General features: G+C 62.4%; 22 protein-coding genes and 1 tRNA gene. 15 read left to right on the top strand and 8 right to left on the bottom strand.

The window, feature by feature from the left end:
* Positions 1 to 46 precede the first annotated feature (46 nt).
* A complete protein-coding gene (locus CIT37_RS21565) occupies positions 47 to 499 on the bottom strand; it encodes a VOC family protein (RefSeq protein WP_095424191.1) in 453 nt (150 codons plus the stop codon).
* A gap of 271 nt (positions 500 to 770) precedes the next feature.
* Here CIT37_RS21565 and CIT37_RS21560 point away from each other — a divergent pair, with 271 nt between their 5' ends.
* Positions 771 to 935, top strand: a complete 165-nt coding sequence (locus CIT37_RS21560) for a hypothetical protein (protein ID WP_154694134.1) — start codon at positions 771 to 773, stop codon at positions 933 to 935.
* Between the two features lie 12 nt (positions 936 to 947).
* Entirely contained in the window at positions 948 to 1,328 is a 381-nt protein-coding gene (locus CIT37_RS21555; RefSeq protein ID WP_095424190.1) for a hypothetical protein, read from the top strand.
* Positions 1,329 to 1,444: 116 nt separating this feature from the next.
* On the opposite strand, the gene CIT37_RS21550 is transcribed toward CIT37_RS21555, so the two are convergent.
* Together CIT37_RS21550 and CIT37_RS21545 are read right to left on the bottom strand one after the other, a co-directional pair.
* Positions 1,445 to 1,747, bottom strand: a complete 303-nt coding sequence (locus CIT37_RS21550) for a hypothetical protein (protein ID WP_028144758.1) — start codon at positions 1,745 to 1,747, stop codon at positions 1,445 to 1,447.
* Positions 1,748 to 1,859: 112 nt separating this feature from the next.
* Positions 1,860 to 2,351: a hypothetical protein gene (locus CIT37_RS21545; protein WP_095424189.1), complete on the bottom strand. Its 492-nt coding sequence runs from the start codon at positions 2,349 to 2,351 to the stop codon at positions 1,860 to 1,862.
* A 359-nt stretch (positions 2,352 to 2,710) separates the two neighbouring features.
* Here CIT37_RS21545 and CIT37_RS21540 point away from each other — a divergent pair, with 359 nt between their 5' ends.
* Positions 2,711 to 3,007, top strand: coding sequence for an HU family DNA-binding protein (locus CIT37_RS21540; protein WP_007591377.1), 297 nt, complete (start codon positions 2,711 to 2,713; stop codon positions 3,005 to 3,007).
* A 40-nt stretch (positions 3,008 to 3,047) separates the two neighbouring features.
* Here the strand turns inward: CIT37_RS21540 and CIT37_RS21535 are convergent, their stop codons facing one another.
* Positions 3,048 to 3,224, bottom strand: coding sequence for a hypothetical protein (locus CIT37_RS21535; RefSeq protein ID WP_154694133.1), 177 nt, complete (start codon positions 3,222 to 3,224; stop codon positions 3,048 to 3,050).
* 461 nt (positions 3,225 to 3,685) lie between these two features.
* On the opposite strand from CIT37_RS21535, the gene CIT37_RS21530 reads away from it, so the two are divergent.
* The 3 genes from CIT37_RS21530 (at position 3,686) to CIT37_RS21520 (ending at position 5,057) form a co-directional block, all read left to right on the top strand.
* The gene (locus CIT37_RS21530; RefSeq protein WP_162832227.1) at positions 3,686 to 3,823 is read left to right on the top strand and encodes a hypothetical protein; all 138 of its coding nucleotides are present in this window, start codon (positions 3,686 to 3,688) and stop codon (positions 3,821 to 3,823) included.
* A gap of 563 nt (positions 3,824 to 4,386) precedes the next feature.
* Entirely contained in the window at positions 4,387 to 4,533 is a 147-nt protein-coding gene (locus tag CIT37_RS21525) for a hypothetical protein (protein ID WP_162832226.1), read from the top strand.
* Between the two features lie 326 nt (positions 4,534 to 4,859).
* The gene (locus tag CIT37_RS21520; RefSeq protein WP_095424320.1) at positions 4,860 to 5,057 is read left to right on the top strand and encodes a hypothetical protein; all 198 of its coding nucleotides are present in this window, start codon (positions 4,860 to 4,862) and stop codon (positions 5,055 to 5,057) included.
* Between the two features lie 7 nt (positions 5,058 to 5,064).
* Here the strand turns inward: CIT37_RS21520 and CIT37_RS21515 are convergent, their stop codons facing one another.
* Together CIT37_RS21515 and CIT37_RS21510 are read right to left on the bottom strand one after the other, a co-directional pair.
* A complete protein-coding gene (locus CIT37_RS21515) occupies positions 5,065 to 5,190 on the bottom strand; it encodes a hypothetical protein (protein ID WP_109866604.1) in 126 nt (41 codons plus the stop codon).
* A gap of 102 nt (positions 5,191 to 5,292) precedes the next feature.
* Entirely contained in the window at positions 5,293 to 5,559 is a 267-nt protein-coding gene (locus CIT37_RS21510) for a hypothetical protein (protein WP_244439101.1), read from the bottom strand.
* A gap of 245 nt (positions 5,560 to 5,804) precedes the next feature.
* On the opposite strand from CIT37_RS21510, the gene CIT37_RS21505 reads away from it, so the two are divergent.
* Entirely contained in the window at positions 5,805 to 6,095 is a 291-nt protein-coding gene (locus CIT37_RS21505; RefSeq protein WP_095424187.1) for a hypothetical protein, read from the top strand.
* A 68-nt stretch (positions 6,096 to 6,163) separates the two neighbouring features.
* Here CIT37_RS21505 and CIT37_RS21500 read toward each other — a convergent pair whose 3' ends face one another.
* A complete protein-coding gene (locus CIT37_RS21500; protein ID WP_162832225.1) occupies positions 6,164 to 6,328 on the bottom strand; it encodes a hypothetical protein in 165 nt (54 codons plus the stop codon).
* A gap of 242 nt (positions 6,329 to 6,570) precedes the next feature.
* Here CIT37_RS21500 and CIT37_RS21495 point away from each other — a divergent pair, with 242 nt between their 5' ends.
* From CIT37_RS21495 to CIT37_RS21475, 5 genes are all read left to right on the top strand, one after another.
* Complete coding sequence (locus CIT37_RS21495; RefSeq protein ID WP_028144753.1) at positions 6,571 to 7,332, top strand: SIR2 family NAD-dependent protein deacylase; 762 nt, start codon at positions 6,571 to 6,573, stop codon at positions 7,330 to 7,332.
* Positions 7,333 to 7,529: 197 nt separating this feature from the next.
* Positions 7,530 to 8,192 carry a cold-shock protein gene (locus CIT37_RS21490; protein ID WP_026202878.1) on the top strand — a complete coding sequence of 221 codons (663 nt, stop codon included), beginning with the start codon at positions 7,530 to 7,532 and terminating at the stop codon, positions 8,190 to 8,192.
* 169 nt (positions 8,193 to 8,361) lie between these two features.
* A complete protein-coding gene (locus CIT37_RS21485) occupies positions 8,362 to 8,847 on the top strand; it encodes a DUF192 domain-containing protein (protein ID WP_028144752.1) in 486 nt (161 codons plus the stop codon).
* 121 nt (positions 8,848 to 8,968) lie between these two features.
* A tRNA-Pro gene (locus tag CIT37_RS21480) sits at positions 8,969 to 9,045 on the top strand.
* Positions 9,046 to 9,797: 752 nt separating this feature from the next.
* Positions 9,798 to 9,992 carry a hypothetical protein gene (locus CIT37_RS21475; RefSeq protein WP_028144751.1) on the top strand — a complete coding sequence of 65 codons (195 nt, stop codon included), beginning with the start codon at positions 9,798 to 9,800 and terminating at the stop codon, positions 9,990 to 9,992.
* 99 nt (positions 9,993 to 10,091) lie between these two features.
* On the opposite strand, the gene CIT37_RS21470 is transcribed toward CIT37_RS21475, so the two are convergent.
* Positions 10,092 to 11,267 (bottom strand): OpgC domain-containing protein, encoded by a 1,176-nt coding sequence (locus CIT37_RS21470; RefSeq protein WP_028144750.1) that lies wholly within the window; start codon positions 11,265 to 11,267, stop codon positions 10,092 to 10,094.
* Positions 11,268 to 11,520: 253 nt separating this feature from the next.
* Between CIT37_RS21470 and CIT37_RS21465 the strand changes: the two genes are divergently transcribed.
* From CIT37_RS21465 to CIT37_RS21455, 3 genes are all read left to right on the top strand, one after another.
* Positions 11,521 to 11,826 (top strand): ETC complex I subunit, encoded by a 306-nt coding sequence (locus tag CIT37_RS21465; RefSeq protein ID WP_028144749.1) that lies wholly within the window; start codon positions 11,521 to 11,523, stop codon positions 11,824 to 11,826.
* A 274-nt stretch (positions 11,827 to 12,100) separates the two neighbouring features.
* A complete protein-coding gene (locus tag CIT37_RS21460) occupies positions 12,101 to 12,592 on the top strand; it encodes an Lrp/AsnC family transcriptional regulator (protein ID WP_038946708.1) in 492 nt (163 codons plus the stop codon).
* A 250-nt stretch (positions 12,593 to 12,842) separates the two neighbouring features.
* Positions 12,843 to 13,139, top strand: a complete 297-nt coding sequence (locus CIT37_RS21455; protein WP_038946709.1) for a DUF3551 domain-containing protein — start codon at positions 12,843 to 12,845, stop codon at positions 13,137 to 13,139.
* Positions 13,140 to 13,196: the final 57 nt, after the last annotated feature.

The raw sequence follows: 13,196 nt of genomic DNA, 5'->3' as shown, positions 1-13,196 counted from the left end.
CGGAGAGTGAACGCAGGCGGCGAGGGCTTGTTCCAGCGTCTCGAACCTACCAGTGGCCGGTGTTGGGCATCGACGCCCAGGGCTCCTGCGGCGGCTTCGGCTCGCCCTTCTGCAGCAGCTCGATCGAATGCAGGTCCGGCGAACGGACGAAGGCCATGTTGCCGTCGCGCGGCGGACGGTTGATGGTGACGCCGGCCTTCATCAGCTGTGCGCAGGTGGCGTAGATGTCGTCGACCTCATAGGCGAGATGGCCGAAGAAGCGATCCTCGCCATACTTCTCCTCGTCCCAATTCCAGGTGAGCTCGACCAGCGGCGCGCCGCGCGACTGCGGCTGCTTCTTCAGCGCCTCGAGATCGTCCGCCGAGCACAAGAACACCAGCGTGAACCGCCCCTTGTCGTTCTCGATCCGCCGCACCTCCTTCAACCCGAAAGCATCAACATAGAATTTCAGCGCGACATCGAGATTGCGCACGCGCAGCATGGTGTGGAGGTATCGCATGGTTGTTGCTCCCTGGAACGGGTGGGGTTTTGCTTTGGGCCGGGACGGCGGGGACAGGAGATAGCAGGAAACGGGCAGGAGGGGCAGGGGGCGGGCGCGCCAGGGGAAGCGGCTGGTGGAAACAGACCAGCCAAGCGTGGACCGAATCCGCAGAGCCTGCGGGTGAGCAGGCCAGCACTGTCACCATAATCTTGCTCATGCTGAGGGGCGACGGCTGATGAATTTGATACACCGTCACCGAACCCCAACGCCGGCGGCGCGACCAATTGCTATGCTTCATGCCCTGCTTAGCGCGATCGTGGATATTCTCCTGTCTGCCGCATGGAGCGCGGTCGTCAGGTTCTTCGGCCTGGAAAACGCCGTCGAGATCGCGACGGCCGTCTTCGGTCTTGTCTGCATCGCGATCGGCTCTGTGGTCTTGTTGTTTGGGCACTAACGGGGGAGCGTCGTGAAGACGATCACACTGCTTGCGGTGGCGGCCGTGGTGCTGCTGGAGGTCTTCGGCCCGACGTCGAGCGTCGGCGGCTCGATGAGCTTCATGCTGGTGCTTGCCCTCGTCGTGCTGGCTGTCGCGATTTACGAGGCCTGGTCGAACGGACGCGGCGCAATCGGCTGGGTCGTCAACATCGTCGCCGCCGCCTTTGGCGGCCTGCTTGGGGTTGCGCTCATCGGAATGGGCATGGACGCGATGCTGCCGTACCTTCAGCTCGAAGGTTCGCTCGCGTCCTCGCAAAATCCGGTGAAGTATGTCGTGGTCACACTCGTTGCGATCGTCATCGTGCTGGGATCATGGATCCCGCTCCAGATCGTCAACCGGCTTCGCGACTAGCCGAAGCATGGGGGCTGTCAGTTGCGGGGCGAGGCGGCCGAACTGCTCGGCCCGCAGGGTTCGCCCGGCGATGCAGAGCATCGCCCGGCAATGGCCGCTGGAGCCGCCGCCTTCGATCAGGCCGCAATGCGTTGTTCGACCGGGGCCGTCAGCAGCTTGAGCGCCTGGGCGTGTTGCAGGTCGGGGACCGCGATCGCCGTGTGGCTGTAGATCGCATGGCTGCGTGATGTTGCAATCCTGTCCAGGATCTCTTTGCCCTTGATGACGTGAAGGCCCATGCCCTCGTCAGTGGGGAAGATTGCCAGCACCACGTCATAGGCCGCGATGACGGCCCTGAGTGCTTCGGCCTTGTCCTCGGCGACGTCGACGAAAACACGAACATCAGCCGCGAGTTCACGCAGCTCGTCAAAATCCAGCACTGTGGGGTTACTCCAACGCAACGAGACTGAATGGAGCTTGGCGGCGTTGGGTTACTGAAGTGTCAACAAGGCGTGCCGAGCCACAAGTTTCACGACGAGGTGACTTCACGCTCTAGCGCTTTGCTTCGTCCTTGCGAAGCCGGGCCTCCGCGGCCTCGTCCACGAGGTTCAAGGCGAGGCCGTCATAACTCAGCTTGAGCCCGCGGCCGACGATCCATGTCCATCCCTCCCGGTCCTTGATGGCCTGCGCGTTGAACTGGTCGGAGATCGATTTGACGGCGGCGTCCTGTGCCCCCGGATTGTTCAACTCCGCCTTGACGCACCAGATCGGGTGCCTGGCGTCGGCCTCCTCGCTGTCGACCGTGACCTTGGCGCCGTTGATGTCGCATTCGAAGGTGTAGGAGTCGCGGCTCCGGCGGCAGAGATAGCGGCGTTGACTGACGAGCTTGCTGGTCTCGTCGAATGTCATCCCGGGCGAGAAGCCGAAGATGTCAGACTTCTTCACGAGGGCGAGGGACGCAGGCTTCAGGAAGCTCGGCTGGATCGCGACGAGGGCTGCGACGGCCACAACGATCAAACCTGCGATGACGATAGCGACCTTCATGAGCACCCCACGAGAAACCTTCAGACCATTATAGGCAGCCGGGCCGTTCTACCATGCCCCCAAAAGCGAAAACCCCGCCTGGGGGAAGCGGGGCTTTCTGGTGGGGTGAAGCTTGGGGATTTCTTTGGGGACTTCAATGATATGACGCGCCAGCCGCAAAATGGTTCAAGCGAAAAACGGAAGGTCCTGCGGCATCTTCACAGGAAGTAGGGAACCCCGCAGAACCCCTGCTTGCGTTTTCGGCCTCGATGGGTTCTAAGCCCCGTCACTTCATGACCACTGGCATGAAATCAGCGCGCCCCCGCGCTTCAGGCCGCGTCCCCAGCAGAGTTGCTCGCGCGCACAAAAGGAATTCAGACATGGCGAAGATGACGAAGACTCAATTGATTGATGCAATTGCCGAGGGCACGCAGCTTTCGAAGAACGACGTGAAGTCGGTGATCGAGTACATGGCGACGGTTGGTTACAAGGAGCTCAACGAGTCCGGCGAGTTCGTCATTCCCGGTTTCGTGAAGATGTCGGTCGTGAACAAGCCGGCGACCGAAGCCCGCATGGGCGTCAATCCCTTCACCAAGGAGCCGATGCAGTTCGCGGCCAAGCCGGCGAGCAAGTCGGTCAAGGCCTCGCCGCTGAAGGTGGCCAAGGACTCCGTCTAAGGCGCTGGCGATGTCGTTGCGGCGGGCGATGCCGCAACGATCAATGGCTGAAGACAAGGTGATGCTCGGCGACGGCGGTGCCGAACGTCACCACGACGATCAGGACGAACCACAGAGCGCGCCGGTCGGTTCGTCCCGGCGCGCTCTGCGGTTTCCCGCAAGCCGGACAGACCGAAAGGCCGATCGGGATCTCGGTCTCACAGAACTCGCAGATCATGGGCGCCTCGATCGTGAAGGGCGCGGGGCATCGGCTCTGGGGCCGGACGCGGAAACGCGGGATGCCGCCTCATTCGGCGGGTCAATGCGAATGTTGGAAGATTCGTTCCCGTTACGACCCGCTGTACCTTGGCAGGCAGCTGTTGCCCTCAAAGAAAAACCCCGCGCTTTCGCACGGGGCTCTTCTTGGCTGACGGCATTGGGATTTCAGCGCCTGGCCGCCAGCCGTGCTTCTAACTTAAAGTTGAAAACCCAAAAAGCAACAGCGCCGCGATGACGGAATATGTTCGTTCACCGCAGCGCTGCCATATGACTGGGCGCTGAAATCCCCAGCTTCCATGGGTCCACGCGGCGTTGAAAAGGTTCAACGCGACATGCCGGAAATCGCGCGCGAGGGACTGGACTTTTTGTTCTCATTTTGTTCTAGTGAGCCGCCTTAAGGACCGCTTGGGAGGTGGACTCATGACCGTCGAAAAACAGCGCGAAGTGATCAGGCTCTGGAACGAGCTCAGGAAGCTCGAGGGCCCGGCTGCGGAAGAGCTCCGCATCCAGATCCTGGAATGCTTCTCGGAAAAGGAGAAAGTGAAGCGGGCGGCTTGATCTGTTCTGGCGGACGCCGACGACACCAGGGGACCCGGCAAGCGCCGTCTGGTCTGACGGCTCGCGCTTGATCGGCGGCTTTCGCAGGGGCGACGAGGCGATCAACTTGAAGTTCGTCTCAGCGGGTGTGGTTGCCGGCGCGAGCATTCGCCGCTGATGCTTCAGGAAACGAATATGTGCCGTCAGCGTTAGGCTGCATGACATGCCCGCGATGCGCCAAGCCGATGATGGCAACGTCCGCCAACAGCTTTCGATGCGAACCTTGCCGCGAGATCGTCATCGTGTTTGCGGTCGTCTCGAAATTCCTGCCGCCGAAGATTGTGCCGACGGCGAGTCACGCCGCTGAAGAGGTTGCGTCGCGCGCTTTCATCGATCGTTAGGAATCGCTTCGCACTGATTTTTCCGACTCCGATTCGTTCCTTGAGAACGAAATGGAGTCGGATGCAGAACATGTTGCGCCTGCCGCGCGCGATGCGGCCACACACATCAAGACGAGACAACGTGATGCTTCGCACAGTCCCGCCCGCGCCTCCTCCGTAAGGAGTGAGGCGAGGGAGAGCGACATGAATGCGTGCTGGTTTCTCGCCGAGATCGCGAAAGTGTTCTGGTACGATCGACACCCACGCTTGCGCAACGGCAAGCCGTCGGTGCCGCAAGTGCCGCCGCCGGGATCGAAATCTCCCGAGGCCTCGTCTCCCGATGCGACGTGAGCCGATCGTCGTGCCTGCGCGCACGTTTTGTTAAGAGTTGCTCCGCGCCGATTTCTTCAATTCCGATTCGTTCTTCGAGAACGAAATGGTGTCGAAGCTGGAACAAAGCCGGTCGCCAGGCTGCGGTCGCTTCGGCTTCCTGCGATATGGCAAGCGGCTCGCTGGAAATCGCAGGCGCTCCGCAAACTCCTAACGATCATTTGCGCGGAAGCCGATAACCCTATTCGGTTAGGTTAAAAGCCCAATCGCGTTGCGCTTGTCGCTCGTTGCGGTAGGTGTCTGGCAAGGACAAGCAAGAAACGACCTTTGCCAAGAAGCATTTTATCATGACACCTTTTTCAGAGCCGTCCTTTTACCAAGGCGACCGACAGACCTACCGGCGCGTCGCCATCGTCGGCGCGCTGTTCTGTCTCGCTTTCCTGGTGATCAGCTTCTCGCTGCGGCCGCAGCTCGAGGACACGCGCGTCGCGGTCAAGGCCGACCGGCTGGTGCGCACGGCGGGCCAGGCGGCGCACGCCAATTAAAGCGGCGCTAGCGATCGTCGCTGTACATGCGATCGTCTGCCGGCAACTGCGGGCTCGCGGTGCCGCGCGAGGCGAGCGCCACGAAACCGGCATAGCCGGACAAATTGAGCAAAACTTCGAGCCACGCGGGCATGTCGGGCCTCTTCCGCTCTCTGCGTGAAGGGGGATTCAACGTCCGCGCGCATTTCTGGTTCCGTGCTCTTGCCAAGAAATGCGGAAGAAATTCGAAGGAAACTCAAAGCGGAGAAGAGGGGTCGAGCCGGCGGCCGAGGGTCGCGACGGATTCGCTCGACGGCTGCTCTTTCAGGAACTCGGCGATCGCCCGCGCCAGCTCGCCGTCGCTCATCGGCGTCGGCGGGGGGTGCAGCGTCCCGACACCGAAGCTGCGAACGATCTCATCGTAGTGCTGATCGTCGGATCTGGGAACCAGCCTGCGGATTCGGGCCAGCAAAGCGGATAACGGCAAACTCTCCTCCTCGGTCGTTCGCCCCGCTGGCAGCAATAGTGGTCTGCTGCCATCTGCTCCCGTGAAACTGAAAACCCCGCCAGCATCGCGGAGATGCTGACGGGGCTTCGTGCTGTCGCCTCGACCCGGATGGCGGAGGCTCCCGCACTTGAGGAGGCAATCCCCGGCCGGCGATTTCGTTCCGGCTGGATCGACCTTTTTTGCTGTGGCCGGTTCCGCGCCCTGCGCGCAACCATCGCAGGCGCTCGTCGTTATCTCCGCGAGACGCGAAGGAGGAGAGCATGAAAAAAACACTGGCAGTTCTGGCCACCGTCGCAGCCGTTGGCGTGACCGCGGTTGCGGCCCCTGCGCCTGCCGAGGCGCGCGGGCGCGGCATTGGCCCGGGCCTCGCATTCGGCCTCGCCGCCGGCGCGATCACCGCGGGTGCGGTCGCAGCGTCCCATCCGTACGGCTATTACGGCCCGCGCTACGGCTATTACGACGGCCCCGACTATTATTACGGGCCGGGCTCCTACGGCTATTACGGCGGCGGACCGTACTACCGGCACCATCACCACTGGCGCCACTGGTAGTCTCTTTCAAGCGAAAAGCCCGGAGCGATGCTCCGGGCTTTTTTCACGTGCATTGATCGGGACGTGAATTACGGCCAGAGCGAGGGCCGTTCGACCTTGCGGGCGTTCTCCAGGGTCGACACGAAATACTCTTCGCGCTCGCGCTTGAATTTTTCCTGCGTGGCACGGAAGGCGGCGACACGGGCGGCGATTTCATCGCGCTCACGAGCTTTGCGTTCTTCGTCTTCGGTCATGACCATCCCCTCGGGTTTACTTAACTCAACTCAAGCACTGCCGCCGCATCATCTTGAGTCGCATTGACCCATCCATTGGGGCTCCTGAATGGGGCGTCAATGGGGAGGAGGCATTGCAGGATTGTGATATGCGAAGGTCGGAAAAAATTGCCGAGCGTCTCGCGTTAGCGCTTGATAAGAGCGTCAACAATCTTGCCGCTTGTGCATGATGCTGGCAGGCGAAACGAATCGGAGGCCCGCGATTGATTGCATCGGATCTTCAGAGCGGCGTTGAACGGCTCGGCGACATGATCGCCGAGGCAAGGGTCATCGTGCCGTTCACCGGCGCCGGCATCTCGACCGAATGCGGCATTCCCGACTTCCGCTCGCCGGGCGGAATTTGGACGCGCAACCGTCCGATCCCGTTCGACGAATTCGTCGCGAGCCAGTCAGCGCGGGACGAGTCCTGGCGCCGCCGTTTTGCGATGGAGGAGGTCTTCGCGGCGGCAAAACCCGGCCGCGGCCATCGGGCGCTGGCCTCGCTCTACCGCGCCGGCAAGGTTCCCGCCATCATCACCCAGAACATCGACAATCTGCACCAGGCCTCCGGCTTCGCCGGCGAGCACGTGATTGAACTTCACGGCAATACCACTTATGCGCGTTGTATCGGATGCGGGCAGGCCTATCCGCTCGACTGGGTGAAGCGTCGCTTCGACGGCGACGGCCTCGCGCCAAACTGCACCGCGTGCGGTGAGCCGGTGAAAACCGCCACGATCTCCTTCGGCCAGATGATGCCCGATGATGAAATGCAGCGCGCGACCGCATTGTCGCAGGCCTGCGACCTCTTCATCGCGATCGGTTCCTCGCTCGTGGTGTGGCCCGCGGCGGGCTTTCCGATGATGGCGAAGAACGCCGGTGCACGTCTGGTGATCATCAACCGCGAGCCGACCGAGCAGGACGACATTGCCGATCTCGTCATCCACCACGACATCGGCGAAGCACTCGGGCCCTTTGTCGGCAATTGAGGCATCAATTTGATTCGCGGCTGTGCAAGCTGTTCATAGGTTCCGGCGAATCTCTTTTTTATCTATGCCTCGCAACCGGGAGTGTTATCTTTTGAGTCGAAAGATTCGCGTCGCGTCCAGTTGAGAAGGTTCTCGAAAGACGCGTGATTCGATACCGCTGCTGAGGCGGGTCGCATGACAGTGTGGGGTCCGGGGTTATGGGGTCGTCGGACGGATTTGAGTCCAAGAAGCTCGGGGTTCCCGGGCAGGGGGCATCGCCCGGGCGGATCACGCCGGGCGAGCACGGCAGTGCCGGTCGCGAGAGCGGGCTCAGTCCGTTCAGCGGGCTCGGCGAGACCAGCGCCAATCTCGTTGAAGTCCACGGCGTCATCAAATGGTTCGACGCCTCCAAGGGCTATGGCTTCATCGTTCCCGACAATGGTTGGCCGGACGTGCTCCTACACGTTACCGTGCTTAGGCGCGACGGCTTCCAGACCGCCTATGAAGGCGCCCGCATCGTCGTCGAGTGCATCCAGCGCGCCAAGGGTTACCAGGCGTTCCGCGTGGTTTCGATGGACGAGTCGACCGCGATCCATCCGGCGCAGATGCTGCCGCCGCGCACCCATGTCACGGTCACCGCGACCAGCGGGCTGGAACGGGCCCAGGTCAAATGGTTCAACCGGCTGCGCGGCTTCGGCTTCCTGACCTGCGGCGAGGGCACGCCCGACATCTTCGTGCACATGGAGACGCTGCGCCGCTTCGGCATGACCGAGCTCAGGCCCGGCCAGTATGTCCTGGTCCGCTTCGGGCCCGGCTCCAAGGGCATGATGGCGGCCGAGATCCATCCCGAGACCGGATCGCCGGGATTGCAGTCGCACTAAGCGCGAGGAGACTCGCGCTCTGGCGTCCAAGTCCCTGCAAGCTTTCAAATCCCCCAAGCTTCATTTCCCGCAATCGTGAGCAGGGCCGCGTCGGCAGACCGGTGCGCCTCTGGCTTTTCCGGCGACCGCCGCGTAAGGACTGGTCCAGTCCCACGCCTCGAGTGCCCCCATGAATCCTGATCGAAAGGCTGTCTGGTCCGCCCTGAAGGGCTGGCTTGCCGCCATCCTCGTCATCGCCGGCTGTGCTGTTGCCGGCGCGCCCGCCGGCGCCGCCAGCTTCCAGCCGCTCGAGATCGTCACCAAGAACGGCGTGCAGGTGTTCTCGGTGGAAGTGGCGACGACCGAGGAGGAGAAGCAGACCGGCCTGATGTACCGCAAGGAGCTGGCGGACGGCAAAGGCATGCTGTTCGACTTCAACCCCGAGCAGGAGGTGTCGATGTGGATGAAGAACACCTATGTCTCGCTCGACATGATCTTCATCCGCGCCGACGGCCGCATCCTGCGCATCGCCGAGAATACCGAACCGATGTCGACCAAGATCATCTCGTCCCGGGGGCCCGCCCGGGCCGTGCTGGAGGTGGTGGCGGGAACGGCGCAGAAATACGGCATCCGCCCCGGCGACCGCGTCGGCCATCCGCTGTTCGGCAGCAAATAGGCGGGCGGGCGAGCGCCTGCCGGACCCTGGAAGCTTGCCGGCGCTTTGGAAGCCTTGCTGGCGCCTTGGAAGCCTTGCTGGCGCCTTGGGAAGCGTGTATCGACGGGGCTCGCCGGACATTCGGGGTATAGCGCAGCCTGGTAGCGCGGCAGTTTTGGGTACTGCAGGTCGTTGGTTCGAATCCAGCTGCCCCGACCAGTCCCGAGGGTGAATCTCCTGGACCTTTTCCCTCCGACCTCCGACGCGATCTGACAGGCGGCGTTTCCGCGACTTCTGCGCGATGTTTCAAGCGGTTGCGGCGCGCTGACCGGGACAGAATTCCCGATGCCGCATCGAACCTTTGGCTGTCGCCACAGACATATGTGTGTTGGGGATTTCAGCGCCCAATGTCTAAACGGACGCCGCCAAGCGATGATATTCCGCTTGCGCGGCGTTGCGCTTTTCGGCTGCCGCCTTTTCGGATCCGGCCAATCAGCTCGAGGCGTACCAGCCGAGCGGAAACGGCAGCAGCGGCCATATCCCGTGGTTGTCGTTGGCGGCTTTCGTCAGTTCTTGCGCCGGCGTCCTTGCGATTGGCACAGGAGGTGTCGATCGCAGCGCCAGGCGCAGACGTTCACACTGCAAATTCATTGTGGTCGCCCTGACGAGATTCTCGAAATTTCAATTCACAAAATTGGACGTCAGCTCAATCAAATCGCCACGCGCCCAAGATGGCGCGGTCATTCTCAAATCGTGCGCGTATTGTAGATAAGTCGGCGCCGGCTTTCAACCGATCTCGGCCCCAGGCCGGGAGAAGTAAGGTTGACCGGTTAGGTTAAGGATGAGCGGTTGTTGCGGCCGCTTCGGCGATCGTTATCAGATCGATTCCGGCTCGCGATGGGCTGCCTGCAATTCGTGCTCACACAAGGTCACGGTTCGTCGCAGCGCGCGTATCCTGTGAGTTCTGCGTCATGTCTTTCGATCGCAACTTCAAAACCGTCGGTCCGCAATCGAGCTGGAGCGAGATCTGGCACCTCTGGACCGTGATCGTGCCCCGCCGCTCGATCAACGGGCAGCTCGTGGTCGGCAAGGTCTGGCGCCGCCATGACGGCCGCGACTGGATCTACAAGAAATTCACCGAGTTCGACGGCGAAGAAGCCGCCTGAAGCGCGCCGAACCATCGTCGCGCCTTGGGCCATTGCTGAGCCATCGATCTTGGCCCATGGCGGTGGAAGGCCGCGCTTCAACCGCCAGGCGTTGCCGGATCAGGCCGCCTTCGCCGCGGCTGCCGCCGGCTTGGGTGGCGGTGGCTTCAGCGGCTTGTCCTGCTTCTTCGACCACGAGATGTAATAGGCCACCGTCGTCATGATCGCGATGCCGGCGACGCTGACGAAGATCTGTGCGAGCAGCGAGCCCGAGCTCATCGACAGCTCGAAATGGCCGACGAACGACAGGAACACGCCGACACAGAACACGGCGAGCGACTGCTGGCCGCAGACGATCAGGGGATCGAACACTTTCCATTCCAGCCCCGGCCATTCCTTCGGCACGAAGCGGATCACCAGGATCACGATCACGACGAAGTGGAGGAAGCGGTAGGGCGCAAGGTTGGTCTTGTCGTTCGGGTTGAAGGCCGAGAACAGCCACTCCGGGAACATGCCGCCGAACGTGGGGAAGCGGCCGGCCATGGTCATGACCAGCGCGAACAGGAGATAGCCGAGACAGAGATAGAGCGTGATCGGCGCGTTGATCAGCGTCATCGAGCGCCGCGCGCCGCCCATCGCGCACCAGGCGCCGAACACGAACAGCACCTGCCAGCAATACGGGTTGAAGTACCACTGGCCGGCCGGATAGGCATTCAGATTCCAGCCGAAGTGACGCGCCGCCAGCCACAGCACGATCGCCAGCACCATCGTCAAATCGGGCTTGCGCAGCATGAACCACAGCACCGGCGGGAACAGGCCCATCAGCACGATGTAGAGCGGCAGCACGTCGAGATTGAGCGGCTTGAAGCGCAGGAACAGGCCCTGGCGTAGCGTCTCGGTGGCGTTGTCGACGAGGCCGGCGACGTTGAACTCGTTGATCATCTCGCTATCGCCGAAGCGCAGCGCCAGATAGCTGATCGAGGCGATATAGATCACGAACAGGATGATGTGGGCGACGTAGAGCTGCCAGACCCGCTTGGTCAGCCGGGTGGCGCCGACCAGGAAACCGCGCTCCAGCATCATCCGCGCATAGACGAACGAGGCGGTATAACCGGAGATGAACACGAACAGGTCGGCGGCGTCGGAAAAGCCGTAATTGCGGGTCGTGACCCAGTTCACGACGTTGTCGGGGATGTGGTCGAGGAAGATCGCCCAGTTCGCGACCCCGCGAAACAGGTCGAGCCTGAGGTCACGGCCTTTTTCAGGGAGCGTGGCGTTGATGTTCAGGAAGGCCATGCGACGGAAGCTCTCGGAGGGGCGGTTACGCTGATGTCGGCGAAGCAGTGCCGCCGGGCGGGACCCCAGCGCGAACGGCGGGTACGCAATTGTCACGGTGCAGCATAATGACTATACCGTCGGAGAAGGTTGCCCGGGGCCGGAATCACCGATCAGTTCCCAATCGGTGTCTGTATACTATCCCTGAGGTTTCCACCAACTGCTACCGTGACGCATCGAAATCGAGCGAAAAGACGAAGAGGCCGGACCGCCAATGACCGCACGCATTTTCAAGCCCGCCAAGAACGCGATGCAATCCGGCCGGTCCAAGACGAAGGAATGGCAGCTCGACTACGAGCCGGAGCAGCCCCGCTCGGTCGAGCCGCTGATGGGCTGGACCTCGTCGGGCGACATGAAGCAGCAGATCACGCTGCGCTTCCACAGCAAGGAAGAGGCGATCGCCTATTGTGAGCGCAAGGGCATCGCGTACCAGGTGATCGAGCCGCAGGATTCGATCCGCCGCCCGGCCGCCTATGCCGATAATTTCTCCTTCCGCCGCGGCGAGCCTTGGACGCATTGAGGGGCGGCTGCTGCGACGTTAATCGACGTGATGTACTCGTCATGCCGGGCCCGTCCCGCCTGCGCGGCCGAAGCCGCTTCGGCGAGGCGAAGGCCCGGGCATCGACGTTTTGGGCGCGTGAACGAACATGCGTGGCCGGGACAGGCCGCCATGACGGTGGGGGAGGCATTCCTCCCGAACGCGATGGCGTCGCGCCCCGGGTTCGGACCCTTGGCACCAATTCCGCCGCGTGCTTCGCTGCCCCGCATGACACGACCATGACGAGGGTACGGCTATGGCCGGGCGTGACCAGCTCGACGGCGTCGATCTAAAAATACTGTCCGAGCTGCAGCAGGACGGGCGTATCCGCAACAACGAGCTGGCGCTGCGCGTCGGCGTATCCGCGCCGAACTGCCTGCGGCGGCTAAAATCGCTGTTCAGCCGTGGCGTGATCCGGGCGGTGCGCGCGGTCATCGACGAGCGGCGGCTCGGCTATGAGGTGGTCTCGTTCGTCTCGATCCAGCTCGGCAGCCAGGCCCAGCCGGTGCTGGAGGCGTTCGAGAGCTCGATCGCCGCGATCCCGCGCATCCAGCAGTGCTGGCGGATCTCGGGCGACACCGACTATCTCCTGAGATGCGTGGCGCCGAGCGTCGAGAGCATGCGCCAGCAGCTGCTGCATTTCGCGGCGATGCCTGACGTGAAGAACGTTCGGAGCTTCCCCGTGCTGGGTGTCGCGAAGGATGTGCCACTGCCGTTGCAGAACGTCGCGGCGGCATCTGCGGGCTAGCGGCAGGCCACGCCCGAGGGCAGCCTGCACTGCACTTGCATCAATTGCGAAAGAGTTGGAGGCGATCGCCCTGGTGGCACTATAATGCTTATCAACTCACCTAATTGAGAAATGTGATTATCACATCCCAGCAATGCGCTGAGCCGTGATTGATGGTTCCCGTGGTTGGCCTACATGCGAGGTGTGAGCCTCAGCGCGCGTTGCGAGTCGAGGGCTCGCATGTGGGACTTCTTAAGCAGGAAAAGACATCATGACCTCGGTTTCGAAGACGTTCGCAGTTTCCGCCGCGACGCTGTTTGCGTCCGCGTTTCTGGTGCTGACGGCACCGACTGCGAAAGCGGAAGATTATTGCATCACGAACGGTGCCCAGGCCGCTCACGGCTGCGGCTATCCGACGATGGAAGCCTGCCGCGCCGCTGCCGGCGGTATCGGCGGAACGTGCGCGCAGAGCGGCGGGAAGAGCGCGACCGACTCTCTCGCCTATCAGCCGAAGCATTCGCAGTCGCGCAGCAAGCTTCGGAGCGGCGCGCAGACCAACTCGAATTGATCAGAGGTAGGACTGGTGGTTTCGACCTTTACGGCCTTCGGGAGTGATCCCGGGGGC

The sequence above is a fragment of the Bradyrhizobium ottawaense genome (genome assembly GCF_002278135.3).
In the GTDB taxonomy this organism is placed as follows: Bacteria; Pseudomonadota; Alphaproteobacteria; order Rhizobiales; family Xanthobacteraceae; genus Bradyrhizobium; species Bradyrhizobium ottawaense.
The sequence above is the reverse complement of the archived record's forward strand: the minus strand, read 5'-3'. Positions and strand labels throughout refer to the sequence as shown.

Coding starts and splice junctions, on each gene's coding strand:
- CIT37_RS21455 (WP_038946709.1), top strand. CDS start 12,843: ATGACCTCGGTTTCGAAGACGTTCGCAGTTTCCGCCGCGACGCTGTTT.
- CIT37_RS21565 (WP_095424191.1), bottom strand. CDS start 499: ATGCGATACCTCCACACCATGCTGCGCGTGCGCAATCTCGATGTCGCG.
- CIT37_RS21515 (WP_109866604.1), bottom strand. CDS start 5,190: ATGCCCGCGTGGCTCGAAGTTTTGCTCAATTTGTCCGGCTATGCCGGT.
- CIT37_RS21540 (WP_007591377.1), top strand. CDS start 2,711: ATGGCGAAGATGACGAAGACTCAATTGATTGATGCAATTGCCGAGGGC.
- CIT37_RS21535 (WP_154694133.1), bottom strand. CDS start 3,224: ATGATCTGCGAGTTCTGTGAGACCGAGATCCCGATCGGCCTTTCGGTC.
- CIT37_RS21470 (WP_028144750.1), bottom strand. CDS start 11,267: ATGGCCTTCCTGAACATCAACGCCACGCTCCCTGAAAAAGGCCGTGAC.
- CIT37_RS21520 (WP_095424320.1), top strand. CDS start 4,860: ATGACACCTTTTTCAGAGCCGTCCTTTTACCAAGGCGACCGACAGACC.
- CIT37_RS21475 (WP_028144751.1), top strand. CDS start 9,798: ATGTCTTTCGATCGCAACTTCAAAACCGTCGGTCCGCAATCGAGCTGG.
- CIT37_RS21505 (WP_095424187.1), top strand. CDS start 5,805: ATGAAAAAAACACTGGCAGTTCTGGCCACCGTCGCAGCCGTTGGCGTG.
- CIT37_RS21500 (WP_162832225.1), bottom strand. CDS start 6,328: ATGACCGAAGACGAAGAACGCAAAGCTCGTGAGCGCGATGAAATCGCC.
- CIT37_RS21560 (WP_154694134.1), top strand. CDS start 771: ATGCTTCATGCCCTGCTTAGCGCGATCGTGGATATTCTCCTGTCTGCC.
- CIT37_RS21465 (WP_028144749.1), top strand. CDS start 11,521: ATGACCGCACGCATTTTCAAGCCCGCCAAGAACGCGATGCAATCCGGC.
- CIT37_RS21485 (WP_028144752.1), top strand. CDS start 8,362: ATGAATCCTGATCGAAAGGCTGTCTGGTCCGCCCTGAAGGGCTGGCTT.
- CIT37_RS21490 (WP_026202878.1), top strand. CDS start 7,530: ATGGGGTCGTCGGACGGATTTGAGTCCAAGAAGCTCGGGGTTCCCGGG.
- CIT37_RS21545 (WP_095424189.1), bottom strand. CDS start 2,351: ATGAAGGTCGCTATCGTCATCGCAGGTTTGATCGTTGTGGCCGTCGCA.
- CIT37_RS21525 (WP_162832226.1), top strand. CDS start 4,387: ATGAATGCGTGCTGGTTTCTCGCCGAGATCGCGAAAGTGTTCTGGTAC.
- CIT37_RS21460 (WP_038946708.1), top strand. CDS start 12,101: ATGGCCGGGCGTGACCAGCTCGACGGCGTCGATCTAAAAATACTGTCC.
- CIT37_RS21530 (WP_162832227.1), top strand. CDS start 3,686: ATGACCGTCGAAAAACAGCGCGAAGTGATCAGGCTCTGGAACGAGCTC.